Genomic DNA, 21,131 nt, shown 5'->3' with positions numbered 1-21,131 from the left:
ATTTTATTTTTTTGAAGCTTTTTTTCCTAGAGTAATTTATTGAGAAAAATTTATAGATCGTATAAAAAGGAAACTATACCTTAACTCTAAATCTTTAAGATATAGTTTCTATCAATTACTACTCATTTTTATTCATAAAGAAAGTTGCTTAATTAATTTTATATTCTATATGATGCAAAGTAAAAACTTCACCGATTAGAGTTCAATCCTGCCTCAGCTTTCATCTTTGCATAAACCCTATATAAATTTATCGTTATGATATTGCTCAATTTTCTTCATTATTTTGATTTGGTTTCCTCTTTGTACTCTGTTTTGAACCTACCTTTTTATTAAGGTTATTATAATATTGGTCTAACTTTTTATTGACAGCATCATAAATTTTTTCATGGGCTACTCCCATAATAATCTCCATTCCTTCATTTACATGTTTAACAGCATAGATATGAAATTCCCCTTCTTTAACCGACTCAACAATTTCATCAGAAAGCATTAAATTTTCTATATTTTGATAGGGGATCATTACCCCTTGATTACCTGTTAACCCTCTTAGCTTACATAACTGATAGAATCCTTCAATCTTCTCAGTTACACCTCCAACCGGTTGAATATATCCTTTTTGATTTACAGAACCAGTAACAGCAATATGTTGTTTTATTGGGAATCCAGAAATACTGGATAACAGACCATATAGTTCTGCACTGGAGGCACTGTCACCATCAACCCCACCATAGGACTGTTCGAAACAAATTCTAGCCGATAGGGCCAAAGGTCTTTCTTGGGCAAACTTCTCTAACATAAATCCTGTTAGAATGAGCACCCCTTTATCATAGATTTCTCCACTTAAATTTACTTCTCGTTCTATATTGATGATCCCTTCTCTTCCCGTACTTGTTGTAATGGTGATGACGCTTGGTTTACCGAAGGAATACTCTCCAATAGAAAGGACTGAGAGGCCATTAATAACCCCTACTTTTTCCCCCTTAACATCAATTAGAATTACTTCATTTTCAAAGTTTTCCTCAATTTTCTTTTGATATTTCCCGTTTCGATATCTTTTATGTTCTATAGCCTTTTTAATGTGTTCTGCCCCAATAGCTTCTCTCTTTTCAATTGCTGCCCATCGATCAGCTTCAACAATAATTTCTATGATTTTAGTAAATCTTGTGGTCAATTTATTTTGATTGCCCGTCAGTCTAGCGCTATACTCAACTATTTTAGCAACACTTTCTCTATCAAAGGGACGTAATTTTTTAGTTTTTGTATAACAACTAATAAATTGAGCCATCTTAAGCTCACTTTCTTTACTTCGCTCCATCTCTTGATCAAAATCTACTAATATCTTGAAATATTTTTGAAAATCTTCATCATAATGATGGAGCAAGTAATATAATTGTTCACTTCCAATCAACACCACTTTTAAATGTATTGGAATTGGCTCTAATTTAAGGGTGCTTCCATCCATAATTCCCAACTGACTTCCCATATTTTCTACGGTGATTTCTTTCGTTTGCAATATTCTTTTTAGGGTCTCCCATGAATAGGGGTTAGTAAGTAATTTTGTCGCTTCAATCATCAGATAACCACCATTAGCCGAATGAATGGCACCAGATTTGATATGCAAAAAGCTAGTTCTAAGTACACCATTGCTATTAATGTATTCTACCGAACCCGACAGTTTATTTAAAGTTGGATTAAACTCCATAATTAGGGGAGCCCCTTCTGTATTACTATTATCAATAAAAAGATTTACCTGATATTTCTTTAGTGCCGTCTCTCCTTCAATCTTTTCAGATAAATTAAGAAGATCGTCTTCTTCAACGACGAATTGATAAATATTTTCTATTATATCCTCTTCTACAGCTCTTAAGTATCTAACCACTTTCTCGCAATCTTTATAGGTATCTACTAGTTCTTGTATAATGGGATTAACGACAAACAAACCTACCTTCATTTCCAACTGAAGCAACCTTTTTTTAGCCATTCTCTCGACGTTTTTAATTTTAATTAAAACATCTAAAGCTGCCTCCTGAACTTCTTCTAGGTATTCCTCCATATGGTCTTTTTCCTGTTCATCTAATAGATCATATTCTTCTTCTGTTAGTTCTTTATCTTTATGCATTGGCTTAAAGGCAAAGCCAGTACTGGTTATTTTTATTATAAAACTTCTTTCCTTTGCATAGGCAGTTAAATAATTTAATAATCTATTTTTTTCATCTTGATAAATTCTAGAGATTTCATTTCTTTGTCGATCATAATCTTCACTATTAAAGGCTTTAGACACTTGAATGATTACATCCTCTACCATTTCCTCCATATCCTTTTGGAATACCTTACCTCTACCGGCTGGAAGATTTAGGGCAATCGCTTTATCTGGTTGTTGAAAACTATAGACATAGCACCAGTCATCTGGCACTGGCTTCTCTTTTGCTAATTTTTGAATTAAAGATTTTGCATAGCTGGTCCTTCCTGTCCCCTTCGGTCCGCTTATATACATGTGATAACTATTATGCTCTATCCCTAAGCCAAACTGCATTGCTTCCTCAGCTCTTTTTTGCCCCATCATTCCTTCTATAATTGGTACCTCATCAGTGGTTACGAAATCAAAATCCTTTATATCACATATCTTTTTTAGCTGTTGATAAGATAATTCCAATGGATTTTTTTTCATATTCTCCCTCCTCTATTACATAGTAACTACTACCATCATATTCACGATGGACACCTTACTCTACATATTTTTATATTAGTATTTAAATATTGATTTGGTGACAATAGATCAAAAAAATAGAAATCATTAACGAAAAGCATTAATGATTCCTATTTTAGTTATTCCTCAACTGGAAAATGATTCTTTTCTATTAATACCCTTATCCCCCATTCAGCATATTCTCTAATCTCTGGTCTTGGATCTTTTAAAAGGGGTTGTAGGTATTTTATAGCTTCAGTATCTCCCTGATTAACCAAGGCTATGATGGCATTTCTTTGAAGCACTTTTTTTCCTCTCCAGCCAGATGCATTTTCTTGAAACAATACTTTAAATTCTTTATTTGACATATCCAATAATGCAACTAAGTCTATCAGATGACTGCTATCTGAAGGAATAAATTCTCTAACAGCGGTGTTTTTTACTCCTTTATTATGGGGACAAACTAGCTGACAAATATCGCAGCCATAGAGGCTTTTTCCAAGTTTACCCCGTACTTCTTCTGGTATATTTCCTTTCTTCTGAAGCTGACAGGAAAGGCATTTATTCGTATTAAGTAGAAATCCTTCCTCAATGGCTCCAGCAGGGCAATTTTTAATACATAGATTGCATCCTAAACATTGATTATCCATGGGTTGATCTGGTTCAAATTCCTGATTAGTAATCATATAACCGATAAAAAACCATGATCCGTATTTTTCATTAATTAAGGTTGAATTGTGACCATACCAACCTAATCCCGCTCGATAGGCCACATGTCGATCTACTAATGGACCTGTATCAACAAAGGCTTTATATTGAAATCCTTCAACTTGACTTTCTAAGAAGTCTCCCAACGCCCTTAATTTTTCCTGTAAAACAAGATGGTAGTCCTTACCCCATGCGGTTCTTGCCAATTCCCCATAATATTTAGGTCTATTCCCTTGCAAATGATTTGATAATTCACTTTCGTCTGTATAATAAGATTGTCCAATCACAATAATTGATTTTGCCGTCTGTAAAGTCTTCCTAGGGTCTATTCTCAATTCTAGTTCTTTTTCTTCAAAGCCTGAAAGATATTCTAATTCTTTGCGTCTTAGAAGGATTGATTCTAGGTCTTTAAAGGGCTCAGCAGTTGTGAATCCAATTAAATCTATTCCTAATTCATTAGCAAATGTTTTAGTTTTTATTTTTAAGTCCACTTTCCACCACTCCTTCTTTAACATTATTATAGCACCTTTATAGCCAATTAAAGTGTAATACTTGTGGAAAATTTAAAGAAGAGAATAATTTCTTGTCTCTTAAAGAAGGAAATCTGACTTTGAATAATGAAGGACAGCAAAAACAGCAGTTCTCTACAGAGATTCTGCTGTTTAGAACAAAGTCTTCCTTCGGAAGATTTATAGGATGACTTTAGGTGAAGAAACTAAGCGACTTACACAATTTAATCCATTAAATTGGTTATCTGCTTATGTTGAAGCTCATTATGTAAAATTCTTTTATACTAAAATAATTAAAGAAGCACTTTCCTACACGTTATAAAAATATATATATCTATATAATCAATGTAATGAATTAGCTTCTTTAGAATTAGAATTGAAATATTACATATTACATAATACATCCACTTAATCTAGTTTTTTTATCTCATTTAATGGATATCAAAGTAAATTATTAATTTTTGCCCACAAATGCTGTAATCTCATTAAGGGGCCAAACCCTTAAAACAACCTTACCTTTAATCTGCTTCTCTTCTATAAAGCCGAAATTCCTACTATCATTACTGTCATTTCTATTATCCCCCATAACGAAAACAGAATTCTTCGGTACAATCCCCTGAACAAAGGGGTATACTCGCTGAATATATTCTTCAGAACGGACATAATCTTCCTCCACCACTTCATCATTAATATGGAGAATCCCCTCCCTTAAAGCAAAATGTTCCTCTTCTTTAGCTACAATTCTCTTAACAAATAACTCACCTTTTTTATGATTACCTGGAGGGGTAAAAATAACTAGATCCCCCACTTGAGGTTCTTTATTATTGTAGGCAAATTTTATTACTAAGAGACGATCATTATTCTTGATGGTTGGCTCCATCGAACTACCTTGTACTACTGCAAAACCAAAGATATAATTTTCTATTAACAATGCTACTACTAGCGCCACCACGATAATTTCTACCCATTCCCTTAACCTATTGGACCTTTTCATTTTGAAACACTTCCTTGCCCTATTAAAATTCTTAAAAAATTAATTAACAATTTAGTAATCAATTTTTTATAAAATAGTATGACTTGGAAGTATCCGAAATCATACCCTATCTATTAGTATGATTCCTTTTCATTATTTTATCCCTCTAATGGATAATTTTTCATAAAAAAAAATCTACTACTACAGCTCTTATCACTGTAATAGTAGTCTTTATCTAGTTTCACATCTTATTTCACCTTTACTTAGTTGATGCTTTTCTTCTTGTACCGATGCCTTCATGAAGAACCATAGGCCTGATAAGATAATAATACTACTAAAAAATTGTCCTTTACTAGGTATTTCTCTAAGTAATATGATTGCCCACAGGCTAGCCCCTACAGGCTCCCCCAACATGAAGGTCGATATCTTGTTTGCCTCAATATACTTTAATCCCCAGTTAAAAACAGTATGACCACCAATGGTACAAACAATAGCCATCAATAGAAACAGCAGGTAATCTTGATTAGGATAACCAGCAAAGGGGACTTTCATCATTAAATTAATTAAAACTAATGTAAGGGTACAGCTACCATATACAATAAATCCGTAAGTTAATAAAGAAACATTTTTTCTCATACCCCTACCAATTATAATATAAAGGGCACCAAAAAATGCACCTGCCAAAGCCAGCCCATCCCCAATTATATTACCACTTCCCCCATGGTAATTAATTAGTCCCATGAAAATACTCCCTACTATGGCTAATCCCATTCCAACTAAAGCCCTTTTGCTAATTCTTTCTTGATAAACTAAGTATCCTATCCCCACAGTAAATAGTGGTTGCAAACTGACGATCATAGTGGATGAAGCAACCGTTGTATAGTTTAGAGATGCAATCCATGTCACAAAATGTAGTGCAAGAAAAAATCCACTTATACCACAAAATAGATATTCCCTTCTACTAATCTTTTTTATTTCTTTCCTCCCATTAACGATTGCAAAGGGAAGGAATATTAAAAACGTAATGCCCATTCGGTACATAGCAATAATACTTGAAGGAGCCGTTGTGTAGCGGATAAAAATTGCTGAAAATGAAATACCAACTACCCCCATAATCAATATAAAATAGATCTGGGTTGCCTTCTTTATACTTTCCATTTATTACCCCCTAGCCACTAGTCTAAAAAGGAAATAGCCTAGCATAATACCTACAATAATAATATTAACTACTGTACTTAATAAATATCCCACTAAACTAGCAGTCCCCGATTTAATGGAATTTTTAAAGTTCTTTCCTGCAAGAATTTCGCCAACCAAAATTCCAATAAATTGACCTATAATCATTCCTATGACACTTAATATAAAGAAACCTGCAACACCACCTAAGAGCATTCCCCAGATTCCTTTTGTAGAAATGTTATATCTTTTAGCACTAATAAATGAAGCTAAGTAGTCAAACAAAATACCAGCTAATGTTAGAAAGCCAAAAAATATTATCATTTTAATGGATATTACTGTAAAATCAGTAGACCATCCATAAAATATTATTCCTGCCAATACTAATAAAGTACCAGGAAGAAAAGCTGTAAAAATCCCAACTATGCCTAATACAATTATAATTCCACTTATTAATAAATAGTAATCCATTGATTGATTCATCTCCAGCCGAATAATTTCAATTGTAGCCTCTATTTTACCCTACATAATCATCTCTAATATCTAGTTTCTACTTTAAACATGAATAAAATGAATTCTTATTCCTTTAGTATTCCCAGATTCTTATAATAAATTGCTATTAGATGATAAGTAACAGATGCTTATATGAAGGATTTGAAAATGACTATCTATTTGATGGAAAAAAGTAGAACAAAGTCTTCCTTCGGAAGATTTATAGGATGACTTTAGGTGAAAAAACTAAGCGACTTACACAATTTAATCCATTAAATTGGTTATCTGCTTATCTTGAAACTCATTACGTAAAGTTCTCTTATTTAAAATAATTATTAAAGTTGAACTTTCCTATTCGTTATAAAAACCAGCCTACGACGTATTTTCAAATACGCATGTGTGCTGGTCTTTGATATTAACCTCGCTTAGTTTGAGCGGTCAATTTAGGGATTCCCATGACCCCTACTGAATATGGACTTACATTTTCTCGTGTCTTGTCCTTCTTATCTTTTAGGTAATCCTTAACTAGTTCATTAATATTTTGCATTAATTCTTTGACCTCTTCATTTGTAAGGTAATAATCGTTATGGTAAGTAATGTGCTTAGGTCTTCCTGATGTTTTTTCGATCGCCTTGTAAAAGTCTTCGCTTACTCTTTCAAAAATTGAGAGACTAGCTTGACTGATAGAATGTAACACATCATCATCGATATTTTGCATAAAACTTTTGTCAATTACTAATTTATGGGCTACAGGCAGATAATATTTCTCTATTATTCCAGACTTAACTTTTTCCTCTACCAACTCTAAAATGCCCACTTTTAACAGGCTCTTAATATGATAATTAACCTTTGCATGGGGTTCTCCCAACTTTTCAGCAATTTGCTTTGCCGATTGAGGTTGATCACCTTCAAAAGTTCCAAAGACTTCAACCCTATAGGGATGTGAAATCGCTTTGATTTGTTCTAGATCCCTAAGTACTAGTATATCCTTCATATATTTGTCCCCTTTTTTTAGTTTCTTATCTTTAATTATATTGTCTTTTTTACATTTTGTCAAAATATTTATTAAAATATTGTAATAATTAGAAAATTGATAAATTATATAGGTCTGCAATGTCGCGTAAAACTTTTACACCTGCACTACTGTTTCCTTTATCGTCTAAGGCTGGACCTACAACCCCTATACCCATCTTCCCTGGTACTAAGGCCATAATCCCCCCTCCAACCCCACTTTTGGCTGGAATCCCCACTTCTATGGCAAATTCACCACTAGCATTGTACATTCCGCAAGTCACCATAAAGGTCTTAGCAATTTTTGCATGTTTAGATTGAATTACAATTTCTCCTGTCTCTGGTAACATTCCATCATTAGCTAAAAATCGACCTATTCTTGCGATATCTTTACAGGTCACTTCTAGGGAACACTGTTTAAAATAGACATCTAGGTTTTTCTCAACATCCCCTTTTATAACCCCTACATCCCGCATAAAATAGGCCATTGCCCTATTTCTATCTCCAGTTTTCTTTTCAGAAAGGTAAACGTTTTCATTAATTTGAAGGTTAGGATTATTAGTGATTTTTTGAAATAAATCAACAATACGTTGAAATTTCTCTTCAGGACTCCCTTTAATTAAAGATGTAACAGCTATTGCACCAGCATTGATCATAGGATTAAAGGGCTTAGAGGGACTAACAATTTCTAGTTTCATCATTGAATTAAATGAATCCCCTGTTGGTTCCATCCCTACAAATTGAAATAGTTCCTCTGGCCCCCGGTCTTCTAAAGCTAATAATAATGTCACGACTTTAGAAATACTCTGTATTGTAAATTTGTATTCGTAGTCGCCCACGCCATACTCTTCACCATTTAAGTCAGAAATGTAAATTCCCAATGCATTCTTATCTGCCTTACTTAGTTCAGGTATGTAGGTGGGCAACTTTCCATTGTTAATATAACTTCTATTTGTCTTTAAAATATCCCTTAACTTTTGTTCCATTTCATGGCACCTTCCTTTGTTAAGTTTCTCTTTTAAAGATATCTTAAAAGATTTTTATAGTCAATACTTTTTAGAAGGCGCCTCCACCAATAAACTCTCTAATAATTGATGTTCTTGGTATGTCTATTTCATTTTCAAGGGCTACAAAGTAACTTAAAAACTTCAATAACCTTTTTGCTTCAGAATAATAGGAACTGGTGAGATCTACTTGCCTTAATAAAGGCTCTGCATATTTCTTTAAAATACTTAGTTCATAAAATAAAGCTGAATTAAACATTACATCTGCATCTTCTTGATAAGGGAAAATATTCTTTTCTTCTCCCCTTCTTACCGATTGCCACAATGAAAGTGTTCTAGTAGCATCATTTGAACGATATTTAAAGTCCCTTACAATTCTTCGAATTAACCTAGAGTCTGTAGTTGGAATACGATTATGTTCATCAATATTTAACTGAGTTAATGCACTAATATATATTTTAAACTTTTGATTTTTAGGGATTGATTTTGTAAGTTCGTCATTTAAGGCGTGAATACCCTCTAAAATAACCGGTTGCCCTGGATTAATTTTTAATTTATTCCCACGATATTCTCTTTGTCCTGTGTGAAAATTAAAGGTGGGTACTTGTATTTCCTCTCCCTTTAATAATGCTTCTAAATCTCGATTAAACAAGTCTATATCTATAGCATATAGGGATTCAAAGTCAAAATTTCCATCTTCATCTAAGGGTGTTAATTCCCGATTGACAAAGTAGTCATCTAAAGAAATAGAAATTGGTTTCATCCCATTTACCTTCAGTTGAATCATTAATCTTTGGGCGAAGGTGGTTTTTCCTGACGATGAAGGTCCTGCAATTAATATTAGCTGTTTTTCATTTATATGCTCTTGAATTAAATCAGCAATCTCAGCAATTTTTTTCTCATGTAATGCTTCTTGTACCCGAATAAATTCTCCCTCTCTTTTTGCAACGATTAAATCGTTTAGAGCTGCAACATAATCTATTTCAAGAATCTCTCCCCACTTTTCACTTTCTCTAAAAACCTTAAATAGTTTTGGGTGTTCTTCAAATTCTGGTATCTCGCCACCATTATGGGCTCTAGGATATTGAATGACGATTCCTGGAGCATAGTATTTTAACTTGAATTTTCTCAAATAACCAGCCGAAGGAACCATATACCCATAAAAATAATTTTTTAGCCATCCGCACTGATAAATATTAATATAGGGTTTTTCTCTATATTTTAAAAGTTTAACTTTACTTGTCTGATGATAATCTCTAAAAATATCCTTAGCTTCACTTACAGGTAGGCGACTTTTAATAAATGGAACATCTTCTTCAATTATTTCCCTCATTCGCTCTTCAATTCGTTCTACATCTTTAGCTTCTAAGTCCCGCTTATAATGGACTTCACAATATAAACCTCTGCTAATGGAATGCTCAACAGAAACATGGCATCCAGAAAATAGCTCCATACAAGACCTTATAAATACAAATACTAAACTTCTTTGGTAAATACGAGAGCCAATAGGTGATGTTGCTGTTAATAATTTCATTTCAGTATCATCATCTAAGCTGTTATGTAGCTCTTTAAGTTCATTATCTACAAGGGCAGCGACGACTATGTTTTTTTCATTTTGGAAACCTTGACAGATTTCTTCTATTTTTACCCCTTTATCGTAGTGAAAGGTTCCATAGTTTTCGATTTCTACCCTTATTTTGCTTTGATTATTTGATTTTGTCATATAAAATCCCCCTTATAGGATATTTGCCCTCATATAATTGTATGATGCATTTATTTTATTATTTCTATTTGGATCATTAAACCCTTATATAATATACCCTACTTTTTCTATATCATTTAAAAAAGTTCCTGCTTTTAGGCAGGAACTTTTTAAAGTATGTTTAATTTAAAGCTACATCATTGGTCTACTTGGCGTGGAAATTTCACTTAATGCTTGTCCAGCATCATCTTCGTAGATATTTGTAACTGCTAAGTCTCCTATAGCAACAATTCCAACAATACGTCCATTTTCAACCACAGGAAGTCTTCTAATTTGATTTTCCCCCATTAGACGAACTGCTTCATGAACGTGCATATCTGGCGTTGCAGATATCACATGGGTAGACATTACTTTATTTATAGGGTCAGTTGATGCCATATTAGATGTTAACCCTCTTACTACGATATCTCGATCTGTTACAATTCCCACTGGTCGATTACTGTCATCGCATACTGGAACCACCCCGATATTTAATTCCTTCATTGTTCTTGCAACTTCATTAATGGGAGTATTAGGATTTGCTGCGGTTATATTAGTGGTCATTAAATCTCTTACTTTCATAATTATAGCCTCCTCTTATAAATGGATTCATAATTAGGTTTTCCTAAAATATTATTTTTATTTCTTTATTGATTTAGCAAATAATGCTTTTCGTTTATTGAGATGTCTTGATATATATTAAATTCTTTTCATTACCAAATAAGGATTAACTATTTTTATTTCTTATAAAACCCATTTTTGAAAAAGGAAAAATCCTAAATCTCGCCCGACCAATTATTTCATGATAATGAATTAAACCGATACTTTCATCTCGACTATCTAAGCTTACTGCTCTATTATCTCCCATCACAAAAACTTTCCCTTCTGGAACCTGCAACTCAATTTCACCATCTGTATAGGGCTCCATTAAGTAAGCTTCTTCAATTTGTGTTGAATTTACATATACCTTCCCATCACGAATAATAATCCTGTCTCCTGCCAAAGCAATTACACGTTTAATCATTGTGATTTCCTTATGTCCGCTGTTTTTAAACTGGGTTTTAAATACAATAATCTCGCCAATTTTCGGTTGTTTATTACTATTCATTAGACGATTATTTACAATTAATAAATCATTCTCTTCTAAGGTAGGCCTCATGGAAAAATTTTTAACTAAGGTCGGTTGATATAGAAAGGTTACTAAAAAGGCTAATATCATAGCCAGTATGATAGGTTTGTATAGTTTTTTATACTGTAATTCCAATGCTCCCACCACCTAAATAATATACAATATATCCAATTTTTTTATGTTTAGATTTTATCATTTTAAATCTGTTATAGCAATAGCCTCTCCAAAGGTGTGATGATATTAAAAAGGACCCCCATACTGGGAATCCATTAATTTTAATTTAACCGTCCAATTTTATTAAAGGGATATAATCTTAAAAAAGCTTTTCCCACAATATCATCAATTAATACTAAGCCAATTGCAGTATCTCTACTATCCATACTATGGAATCGATTATCTCCCATAGTAAAAATCATTCCTTCTGGTATTATGATTGGTGTATCTTCAAAATCTTTTCCTTCTGTATATTTCTCTGCAATGTAATCTTCATCAAGTAATGCTCCATTTAGATATACATAGCCATCTTGAATTAACAGTTCATCTCCAGGAACAGCAATCACTCGTTTAATGAGAAGTTTATTTCTACCTAAATTTGTCTTTAAAGATGATTCGTAAACCACTATATCACCATGCTGTGGTGTACCTCTATTATAGAGAAATCGGTTTATTAACAAAAAATCGTATTCATTTAATGTTGGCATCATAGAATATTGCCTAACTATCGTGGGCTTTACGAAAGTCGTTATGATTAGAGCGATTAAGACTGACAATATAATTGTTTTTACCCACTCTAGTATTTCTTTTTTCATCTGTTCCCCCTACCTCTCCTTAACTAGTTGCTACTAATCTATTTTATCACTCTACCGAAGATCGTGCAACTATTGAAGTATGTCGAGAGGTAAAAATAAACAAATGGACTCTATATCATTTATTCTGTGATATATTCATTTACAACGTCATTAATGTTATCAAAATTTATATTATCACCAGTGTCATCCCAAGCCACTTCTTCATCAATTAATAATATTAATTGAGGTGTATCATGGGAAATTTCTAATAATTCCTCCACGGCTTCCGATACTTCTGTATCCTCCCTTACATAAATAACGGTAAAAATAATATTTTCTTCTGTGTCCTCTATAAAATCAACATATTCTTGAAATGCATCTTCACTTTCTTGATTCATAGCATCATGTTTAAAAATAAAAACAGGTTTTTTGCTTGATCTTTTAATTACCTTTTCTAACTCCACAGGATCACTTATTTTTTTTGGCTTTTTTGCCATCTTAAACCCTCCCCACGATCTTTGTTTAGATTAGTACTATATATGCCCTTTTAAGGATATTATAACTATTTAGAAAAATATTATGTAATTTTGTTCCTTTTCAGTACTAGAGATTTGAGGAAAGTCCATAATTAATAAATTTTAATGAGTAAATAAGTTCATATAAAAACTCCCCTTTCTATAGATTGATACAATCTACTATAAAGGGGAGTTTAACTAAAATAAAAGGGGGGTTAATTTCTCTTTATTTTGATGCGTTAATTCCAGCTATTCTTCCGAATACAATTAAATCTGTTAAAGCATTAGCACCTAGTCTGTTTCCTCCGTGGATTCCACCTGTTACTTCTCCAGCTGCAAATAATCCAACTATAGGATTTCCTGCTTCATCTAAAACTTCTGCCTTTTCATTAATTTTAAGGCCTCCCATTGTATGGTGTACAGCAGGACCTACTTCAATTACATAAAACTGACTATTTTCTAGGGATCTTGGTAGATCATCTCTACCAAATGTAGAATCTACCCCTTCCTGTACAGCATTATTATAAGCCTCTACTGTAGCTTCTAAATTTTCTAAGTTGATTCCTGCTTCTAAAGCCAATGCTTCTAAAGTATCTCCTTGAATAGTTAAACCACTTTCAACATATCCATTAATTGCACTTAAACTCTCTCTTACGCCTTCATCAAAGAAAAGGAAAGCAGTACTTCCTTCTTGATCTAAAGTTGCTTCTGATACAACATCTCTTGTTCCTAATTCATTAACAAAACGCTCACCATCTCTATTGATTAAAATAGCACCATTCCCTCTAACAGCTTCTGTAATCATATAACCATTAGATGGTACAACCGTTGGATGAGTCTGGATTTCTTCAATATCTACTAAAGCTGCACCAATTTTCAGTGCCATAGCAATTCCGTCACCAGTAGCTCCGGGATGATTTGTTGAACCGAAACCAGTTAGAGACGGATCATACTCAGCAAACATAGTTGTGTTAGCTCCAAATCCACCAGTTGCAATAATGACAGTTTCTGAATTAATCGTAAATTCTTTATTATCTTTATCTGTAGCAATGATTCCTACAACGCTTCCATCTTCAAGTAATATTTCTGTAGCAGTTGTTTGAGTTAATATTTCTATCCCTTTTTCTAAAGCGCTATCTCTTAATACTGATACTAAGTGGGCTCCTACAGGGGCTCCACCAGTCGGTCTGTGGGAACGATTTTGGCTTGCTCCTGCCATTCTACCTACGTCACTTAAATCTGCACCTAAACCAATTAACCATTCTACTGCGTCTGCTGCATTTTCTGCCAATATGTTAACCAATTCAGGGTCATTCTTATAATATCCACCCTTCATAGTGTCCTCATAATGGCTCTCTGGGCTGTCTTCGATACCTAATGCAGCCTGCGAGCTAGTCCCTGCAGCGTTTAATCCACCTGTTGCTCTAAGGGTATTACCACCTACCATAGGCATTTTTTCCACTACAATAACAGATTTTCCTGCATCTTTGGCTTCAATGGCAGCTGCTAGACCTGCTCCACCAGACCCAATAACAACGACATCTGTTGTTAGATCAGCAACAACTTTATCATTTTCATTTTTTCCTGTTTCAGTACTGCTACAAGCTACAAGAGTCGTAACCAACATTACAGCAATTAATGCTAATCCCATCATTTTTTTAAATGTCTTTTTCATTTAAATTACCTCCATCTTTTTTGTTCGTTAATCAAGTAACAAACAAAGTATATCATACCTTTAGCCCTTCATATATTTTTGAAGATATTATTCTTTTTGTTCATAAAGATAAAAATGTACAACTTTACCTTTCTATCCATATATTTGAGGAAATGAATAATTATTTTAGAACTTACATCAATGAATGTAAACTTTCCTTAATTTTTAATTAATCAGATATTCTACGATATTATGATGTAATTTCCTCATAGAATGTTCCTTTAGTTTAATTACATTTATTAGTGTGTTGAAAAATACTGCTTTAATATGGTATTCTTAATACAGAAGCTTCGTTTAGAAAGGAATGAATTCGATGGAAAAGATTAAAGATATGCTCCATGACTTTACAGATGTTCTCTTGGCAATTGCCATTGCAATTGCAATGTTGGCTGTTGTTGTTTTAAACCTTGGAAATTGGTTTGATTTCAGTACTGTAGCTCTAGCTAATCCTAATCCTATTGAGGTGGAAGATCCCTTAATTGTAGACCTTGATGAAGATAGTAAAGAAGAGGATTCTACTGATCTTCAAAAGGAAGACGAAGATGAAGAAGAGAAGGATTTAGATCAAGATGCTGATAACGAAAATGAAGAAGATCAAGACAATGACAACAGTAATAACGAATCTCCAGAAACTACACCTACAGATCCATTAGTTGTTGTTGAAATTAAAAGAATTACAATTCCTAGTGGTACTCCTGGTATTGGAATCGGTAGAATACTTCAAGAGAAGGGTTTAATTGATGATGTTTCTGCCTTTACTCAGACAGCTGAAAATCTAAACCTAGCTTCAAGATTAAAGTCTGGTACATTTGATATCCCAACTAATGCAACTATTGAAGAAATGGTAAGAATAATCTCCAAGTAAAAAATTGTACTTAATAGAGGAAATTCCATAACCCTTATATAGATTTATAGTTATGATATTATGCTATTTCCTCAATTAATAAGGCACTTATTTATCCTTTACAAGTTGAGGAAAACCCAACTCTAGAGGATCAAACAAGTGCCTTTTTATTTATTTTTTATTTATTTTTTAATGATTTTTTATTATTTATTTCTATTTCCTCAATTCAGGTTAGTTATTGATTATATTTACCTATTGACTGTATTACCTATTCTTTGTATTTAATATAAATAAACTGTATAATATTGTAAGTATCTTTTTAATCTTTGGAGGAAGTGTTATGAAAAAATTAGTTAATCAAGGATTGATTTTGCTATTAATTATTTTAGGTATCTATTACTTATCTTATCGTCATACAAGTCCAATTTTTAATGAATTCAATTATTTTAATCCAGAAAATATAGTAACTAGATCATATTTTTGGGAGCCAACCTTTAAAAATGCTGTTACTAAAATCTCTACCCATATTGTAGTAGGTAGCGTATTAGACATTCCCGAAGAAAGCATAGGTATGTTTAGAGTAGAAGTTACTGAAAACCTTCTCTCTGATGTAAAAGAGGATATTATTTACCTATATGCAACAAATAACCTATTTAGAAAAAATGAAGACTATCTATTTATGCTTAACAAAATGAGTTCTACAGTATATCCTCATGATTTCTATGTTCCGTTAGAGGAATTTGTTTTTAGTGTAGATGCAGCAAGAGATAGGATAAAGCGTTTGGAAAACCCTAGCCAGCAAAAGTACATAGTACCCTTTCAAGAAGAAAAATATAATAGTTTTACAGAAATAAAAAAATATATAAAGAACCTTAAATCAAAAAACATTAATTTGTATAAGAATGATACTGAAATTGTGATTCAAGCAAAAAATGATGAAGATTTAATTAAAATGGCAGACTACATACTTTTAATTCAGCCTGCATCAATTACACCAAATAGTAATAACATGATCATGATTACTAGATTTGTAGAACTTGAAACCTTTAAGGGCAAATTAGAAGATACTCGTATATTACTCCTTCCAACAGGAATTAAATTAGATGAAAAGTATTTAGTTTTTCTAATAGATCATAGGGAAAGTGTAACCCTCGCTACCCGACATGGAAGTATTATTTCTGAAAAAGATGAGAGATTTAAAGAGCTTATTGAAAAACTATCTCAATAGGTTGAAATAAATTATAATAAAGAAGACCTTCCCTAATTCAAAAGGAAGATCTTCTTTAGATATTTTTTAGATCACATGGTTTCAATTATGCCATCTATTATTAAGCAGTGGCAGTATCTTTTATGCCTAGTTCTTCTATAGACTCTAAATAGTAGTCGGCTAAATTTCTAAGCTCCTCTTGATCCTCTTCTGCGTGAAGGTCATATAGGGCTACAACCTTCATACCTGCCGCCTTTGCAGCCTGTACCCCTGCTATGGTATCTTCAAATACCAATGTCTTTTCAGCCGAAATTTTCAATAATTCTGCCCCCTTTAAAAAAACATCTGGAGAGGGCTTACCTTTAGGTACCTCACAGGAGGTTACGATGGTTTGAAAGTAAGTCAATAAATTGTGTTGCTTTAATACTGCCATCGCTAAATCTCTCGAGCAGCTTGTTCCTAATCCAACTTTCTTGCCTTGAGTCTTTAACTGAACTAAAAGTTCTTCAGCCCCAGCCTTTAGGGGAATCTTATTGGCATAATAATCCTTTGCCATACCAATCCACTCTGCCTTAATTTCTTCAATAGATTCTTCTAATTTAAATGTCTCCTTAAACAAATTGGCTACCTCTGTAAAACTTTTCCCCTCTGTCATCTTATTCATATTATTAGGAACAGCTATTCCTCTTGCTCCTAAATAATCTGCATCAATCTGTAACCATATTCCCATAGAATCAATTAATGTCCCATCTAAATCAAAAATAACACCATCTATATTATCAAATATCTCATAAAACATTTTTATATCCCCCTTTTTCTGATGTTATATTAGTACCTCTTTTATTTTAACCTATTTTCTATTCTTTTTCACCTTTATTATCCTCATCAACATAGATTTCATTAATGCGATTAAATTCGTCCCGACTATCCCTTGTATATTCATTTAATTTAACAATACTCATATACCATAGGAAAATGACGTAAGGGATAAACAATGCCATTAACCATGGTATTCTAGCCATTAAGATAAAATTGAATAACCCATGTAGAATCATTGGTAACCAAAGGGATCTAGCATAATATTTCCTTTTTTCTCCTTCATCTTCTAAGTACTTAGCCAAAGACAAATAATAGCCCATTGTTACAGCAAATAACGTATGGGCAGGCACAGATAATATTCCTCGTAGAATTCCAACATAGTAGTTGCCTGTATAGCGGAATACCACATACATGATGTTCTCTACAGTTGCAAAACCTAATGCAGAAAACACACAATAGACTATACCATCTAGCTTTTCGTTAAAATGTCTACTGTGATAGGCTCCTCCATGTAACACAACTGCCCTCTTAAAATATTCTTCAGTAAAGCCTGCTACGATAAAAGCTGTATAGGCTACACCCAAAAGGCCTGTAAATATATTAATACTAATAAGAAATCTTTCCACAACAATAACGGGAACAACTGATAGGGCTCCTAATGCAAATGTTTTAAAAAGTAAAGCAATTGGTTCTCGATCGTAGCGATCATTTAAGTAAACTGCTACACCTAAGGCAATTGCTGGCGCTACAGCAATTATCACTAGCCTTGTTATCATTGAATTCACATCCTTAATTATGATCTAAGTCTTTTAATCTTTTACTTATTATTAAGTAATGTCAGTTGTTCTATCCTTTATTGCCGATACCTTATATTAACAAAAATTAATTATAATTATTTGAGTTTTAGCCGTATCTTCCTAAGTTTTTTTGTAATTTCTGAAATCAATAAGAACACTTATTTCTATAGTCATAAACCCAACAAAGTTAAAACCAGTCTATACGTAATATGATTTAACGTAAGTACTGGTCTTAAAGATTATTTATGTTTTGATTTTAGTTAATTTTAGTTTTACTTTTATTTTTAATTCTAGTTTTAGATTTGATTTTCTATTTGAGCTTTATAGTTTTTCAATAATTTTTTTTACATCATCAAGCATTTGATTTCTATTAGCATTGTTGGTTGAAGGAACTGCCTCAAGATTATGATAACTTACATCTGTTATGCCACAAAAATTGAATGTTCCCTTAATTAAAATAGTCTCGATCGCCTGGAATATTTCCTTCTGGGTTTCTGTATCGGTACTGGACCCAGAAGTAGCAAAAACAATAACCTTTTTATGACTTAATAATCCTTCTACACTACCATCTACCTTAGGGCTATAGGCAAATCCTTTAGTTAGTACCCGATCAAACCAACCCTTCAAAATTGCTGGCGGCCCCCCCCACCAAATGGGAAATATGAAAATAATTGTTTCTACTTTTTTAATATCCATTTGCTCTATTGCAATATCTTCTGCAAGGGTTCTGTTATTAATTTTTATTAAATCATCTAATGTAAGGTAAGCATTAAAATTCGTGTCATAAAGATTTCGAGTTATATATTCTTCTCCTTTTTCTGTAAATGTCTTTTCTATTGTATCTAATATGGTTCCATTAAAACTCTCTGTATTTGGGTGGGCAAATATAATAAGTGCCTTCATTATAAATCCTCCTTCTCTTTGTTTAACTTCGTATAAGTTACTGTAAGTAAAAATCTTTCTATTTTCTTATTTTGTTTACTTCATATATTTACTTTTTTATATATTTACTTTTTTATATATCCTTTTATATATATTTCCTTTTTTAATAGTATTAATCCCTCTCTTTATTTTTTATTTATCTACTTTAAAGCTCTGCTATAAATAAGTGCTAAAAAAAAATCAGGACTATGCCTGATTTTTTTACTTTGTTTTTAATACTTTCTGCTCTTCTTCTTCTATAAACTGATTTGTATAGAGTCTATAATAATAACCTTTTTTATTCATTAATTCGTTATGATTACCCATCTCTTCAATTTTACCTTTTCGGATTACAAGTATTCTATCGGCTGAACGGATTGTTGAAAGTCTATGGGCAACAATAAAACTAGTTCTACCCTTTAAAACCTTCTGAATAGCTTTTTGAATAATTTGCTCAGTCTCGGTATCAATTGATGATGTCGCTTCATCTAGAACGAAGATTTTAGGATTTGCTAGGACTGCTCTTGCAAAGGAAATAAGTTGTTTTTCCCCCGATGAAAGAAGTCCTCCACCGTCTCCTACCTCTGTATCGTAACCATTGCTAAGCTTCATAATAAATTCATGGGCATTAACTAGTTTAGCTGCTCTTATAATCTCAACTTCACTAGCATCCAACTTACCGTATCTTATATTTTCTCTAATGGTTCCACTAAATAAATGGGGACTTTGCAATACGTAACCTAAATTTGATTGTAACCATAGTTGAGACAATTCTCGATATTCAACCCCATCTATAAAAATTTCTCCTTCAGTAGGCTCATAGAAACGACAGGCTAAATTAACTATTGTACTCTTTCCCGACCCCGTTTCTCCCACAAGGGCAATTGTTTCCCCTGCTTTGATCTCTAAATTAAAATCACTTAATATAGGTTCTTCTGGATTATAGTGAAATGACACATTTTTAAAGGTAATATTCCCCTGTATTTCTGGCCAATTTTCTTTTATTGGGTTAAAGGAATCGCCGTACTTTAAAATCACCTTCTGTGTATCCTTAATCTCAGGCTCTGTATTGATCATTGACATAACCCTTTCCGCTGATGCATGGGAGGATTGAAATTCTGCAAAAACCCTTGCCATTTCTCTGATGGGTTCGAAGAAAAGTATTGTATAGGAAATAAAGGCTACTAGGGTTCCATAGGAAACTCCATGGGTTTCTACTGCAATACCCCCAAACCATAGGGCTAAGGCGGTTCCAATACTTCCAAAAGCTAACACGATTGGTAAAAATAATGACGAGAAGATTGCCGCTTTTATAGAGCTTCCCCGCATACTTGATGTCAATTGCGAAAAGTCTTCTAGATTTTTTTCTTCCCTTACTAGGACTTTAGTCGTTTTAGCCCCTGTAATTCCTTCATTAAATGCTCCAGTAATTTTTGAATTTGTTTTCCTTACAAGCCTATACTCTTTAAGGATTTTCTTTTGAAAATAAAGACTTGTAATAGCTAAGAAGGGTACAACCACAAGGGAGATTAATGCTAACTTCCAATTTAAGTATAGCATTACGGCAACAATTGCTACCATCTTAGTAGACCCCCAAACCAGATCTACTGTCCCCCACGAAATAATTTCCCCTAACCTTACGATATCAGAAGTCATTCTAGCCATTAGCCATCCAACTGCCTTGTTATCATAATAGGAAAAGGACAGTTCTTGCAACCTCTTAAATCCCTCTTTTCTAATGGCATAGGTTAATCCTGTTTCAATTTTTCCTGCTACAGAAATAAACGCAAATACTGAAGCAGACAGTGCTATAATCAATACTAAATAGGCTATTCCAAAGATTTTTATTCCCTCTAATGTTTCTTTAAGAATAAAATGATCTACAGCTATTTTCGTCATATAGGTAAATACAACGTCGATCACAGCTACTAATACCATAAGGACCGCCAGAAGAATCATTTGATTTTTCATTGGCAAAGTATATTTAAAGATTTCTTTCCATAATTTAAAATCTATTTTCTGTTGTTCTTGTTCATGATTCTGTTCCACTTTAACTCACCTTACTTTCCTATCAAATTGAATAGTCTAAGTTATCGA

General features: G+C 32.9%; 19 protein-coding genes. 2 read left to right on the top strand and 17 right to left on the bottom strand.

Annotated features, from left to right (window positions below):
• Window positions 1-265 precede the first annotated feature (265 nt).
• The 13 genes from T335_RS20565 to T335_RS0111705 form a co-directional block, all read right to left on the bottom strand.
• Window positions 266-2,668 (bottom strand): Lon protease family protein, encoded by a 2,403-nt coding sequence (locus T335_RS20565; RefSeq protein WP_034328382.1) that lies wholly within the window; start codon window positions 2,666-2,668, stop codon window positions 266-268.
• Between the two features lie 158 nt (window positions 2,669-2,826).
• On the bottom strand, window positions 2,827-3,885 hold the full coding sequence (queG, locus tag T335_RS20560; RefSeq protein WP_051569282.1) for a tRNA epoxyqueuosine(34) reductase QueG: 1,059 nt from the start codon (window positions 3,883-3,885) through the stop codon (window positions 2,827-2,829).
• Between the two features lie 472 nt (window positions 3,886-4,357).
• The gene (lepB, locus tag T335_RS0111755; protein ID WP_026477730.1) at window positions 4,358-4,897 is read right to left on the bottom strand and encodes a signal peptidase I; all 540 of its coding nucleotides are present in this window, start codon (window positions 4,895-4,897) and stop codon (window positions 4,358-4,360) included.
• A gap of 210 nt (window positions 4,898-5,107) precedes the next feature.
• Entirely contained in the window at window positions 5,108-6,034 is a 927-nt protein-coding gene (locus T335_RS0111750) for a DMT family transporter (RefSeq protein ID WP_026477729.1), read from the bottom strand.
• Between the two features lie 3 nt (window positions 6,035-6,037).
• Window positions 6,038-6,523, bottom strand: coding sequence for a DUF456 domain-containing protein (locus tag T335_RS0111745; RefSeq protein WP_026477728.1), 486 nt, complete (start codon window positions 6,521-6,523; stop codon window positions 6,038-6,040).
• A 436-nt stretch (window positions 6,524-6,959) separates the two neighbouring features.
• Window positions 6,960-7,538 (bottom strand): ArsR/SmtB family transcription factor, encoded by a 579-nt coding sequence (locus tag T335_RS0111740; RefSeq protein WP_026477727.1) that lies wholly within the window; start codon window positions 7,536-7,538, stop codon window positions 6,960-6,962.
• A gap of 88 nt (window positions 7,539-7,626) precedes the next feature.
• Entirely contained in the window at window positions 7,627-8,541 is a 915-nt protein-coding gene (gene glsA, locus T335_RS0111735) for a glutaminase A (RefSeq protein WP_026477726.1), read from the bottom strand.
• A gap of 70 nt (window positions 8,542-8,611) precedes the next feature.
• Window positions 8,612-10,282 (bottom strand): nucleoside kinase, encoded by a 1,671-nt coding sequence (locus T335_RS0111730; protein ID WP_026477725.1) that lies wholly within the window; start codon window positions 10,280-10,282, stop codon window positions 8,612-8,614.
• 171 nt (window positions 10,283-10,453) lie between these two features.
• A complete protein-coding gene (locus tag T335_RS0111725; protein WP_026477724.1) occupies window positions 10,454-10,882 on the bottom strand; it encodes a CBS domain-containing protein in 429 nt (142 codons plus the stop codon).
• Between the two features lie 145 nt (window positions 10,883-11,027).
• Window positions 11,028-11,564, bottom strand: coding sequence for a signal peptidase I (gene lepB, locus T335_RS0111720; RefSeq protein WP_026477723.1), 537 nt, complete (start codon window positions 11,562-11,564; stop codon window positions 11,028-11,030).
• A 140-nt stretch (window positions 11,565-11,704) separates the two neighbouring features.
• Complete coding sequence (lepB, locus tag T335_RS0111715) at window positions 11,705-12,238, bottom strand: signal peptidase I (protein WP_026477722.1); 534 nt, start codon at window positions 12,236-12,238, stop codon at window positions 11,705-11,707.
• Between the two features lie 119 nt (window positions 12,239-12,357).
• Window positions 12,358-12,714, bottom strand: coding sequence for a monothiol bacilliredoxin BrxC family protein (locus T335_RS0111710; protein ID WP_026477721.1), 357 nt, complete (start codon window positions 12,712-12,714; stop codon window positions 12,358-12,360).
• Between the two features lie 244 nt (window positions 12,715-12,958).
• A complete protein-coding gene (locus T335_RS0111705) occupies window positions 12,959-14,407 on the bottom strand; it encodes a flavocytochrome c (RefSeq protein WP_026477720.1) in 1,449 nt (482 codons plus the stop codon).
• 352 nt (window positions 14,408-14,759) lie between these two features.
• Between T335_RS0111705 and T335_RS0111700 the strand changes: the two genes are divergently transcribed.
• Both T335_RS0111700 and T335_RS0111695 read left to right on the top strand, forming a co-directional pair.
• Window positions 14,760-15,311: an MltG/YceG/YrrL family protein gene (locus T335_RS0111700; protein ID WP_026477719.1), complete on the top strand. Its 552-nt coding sequence runs from the start codon at window positions 14,760-14,762 to the stop codon at window positions 15,309-15,311.
• A gap of 319 nt (window positions 15,312-15,630) precedes the next feature.
• On the top strand, window positions 15,631-16,518 hold the full coding sequence (locus T335_RS0111695; RefSeq protein WP_026477718.1) for a hypothetical protein: 888 nt from the start codon (window positions 15,631-15,633) through the stop codon (window positions 16,516-16,518).
• A gap of 100 nt (window positions 16,519-16,618) precedes the next feature.
• Here T335_RS0111695 and T335_RS0111690 read toward each other — a convergent pair whose 3' ends face one another.
• The 4 genes from T335_RS0111690 to T335_RS0111675 form a co-directional block, all read right to left on the bottom strand.
• A complete protein-coding gene (locus tag T335_RS0111690) occupies window positions 16,619-17,296 on the bottom strand; it encodes an HAD family hydrolase (protein WP_051569281.1) in 678 nt (225 codons plus the stop codon).
• A gap of 58 nt (window positions 17,297-17,354) precedes the next feature.
• Window positions 17,355-18,092, bottom strand: a complete 738-nt coding sequence (locus T335_RS20555) for a PrsW family intramembrane metalloprotease (RefSeq protein ID WP_034328379.1) — start codon at window positions 18,090-18,092, stop codon at window positions 17,355-17,357.
• A gap of 342 nt (window positions 18,093-18,434) precedes the next feature.
• Window positions 18,435-19,016, bottom strand: coding sequence for an NAD(P)H-dependent oxidoreductase (locus tag T335_RS0111680; protein ID WP_026477716.1), 582 nt, complete (start codon window positions 19,014-19,016; stop codon window positions 18,435-18,437).
• Between the two features lie 240 nt (window positions 19,017-19,256).
• Window positions 19,257-21,083: an ABC transporter ATP-binding protein gene (locus T335_RS0111675; protein ID WP_026477715.1), complete on the bottom strand. Its 1,827-nt coding sequence runs from the start codon at window positions 21,081-21,083 to the stop codon at window positions 19,257-19,259.
• Between the last annotated feature and the right edge of the window lie 48 nt (window positions 21,084-21,131).

It is taken from the genome of Alkaliphilus transvaalensis ATCC 700919 (assembly GCF_000621485.1).
GTDB classification, from domain to species: domain Bacteria; phylum Bacillota; class Clostridia; order Peptostreptococcales; family Natronincolaceae; genus Alkaliphilus; species Alkaliphilus transvaalensis.
The sequence above is the reverse complement of the archived record's forward strand: the minus strand, read 5'-3'. Positions and strand labels throughout refer to the sequence as shown.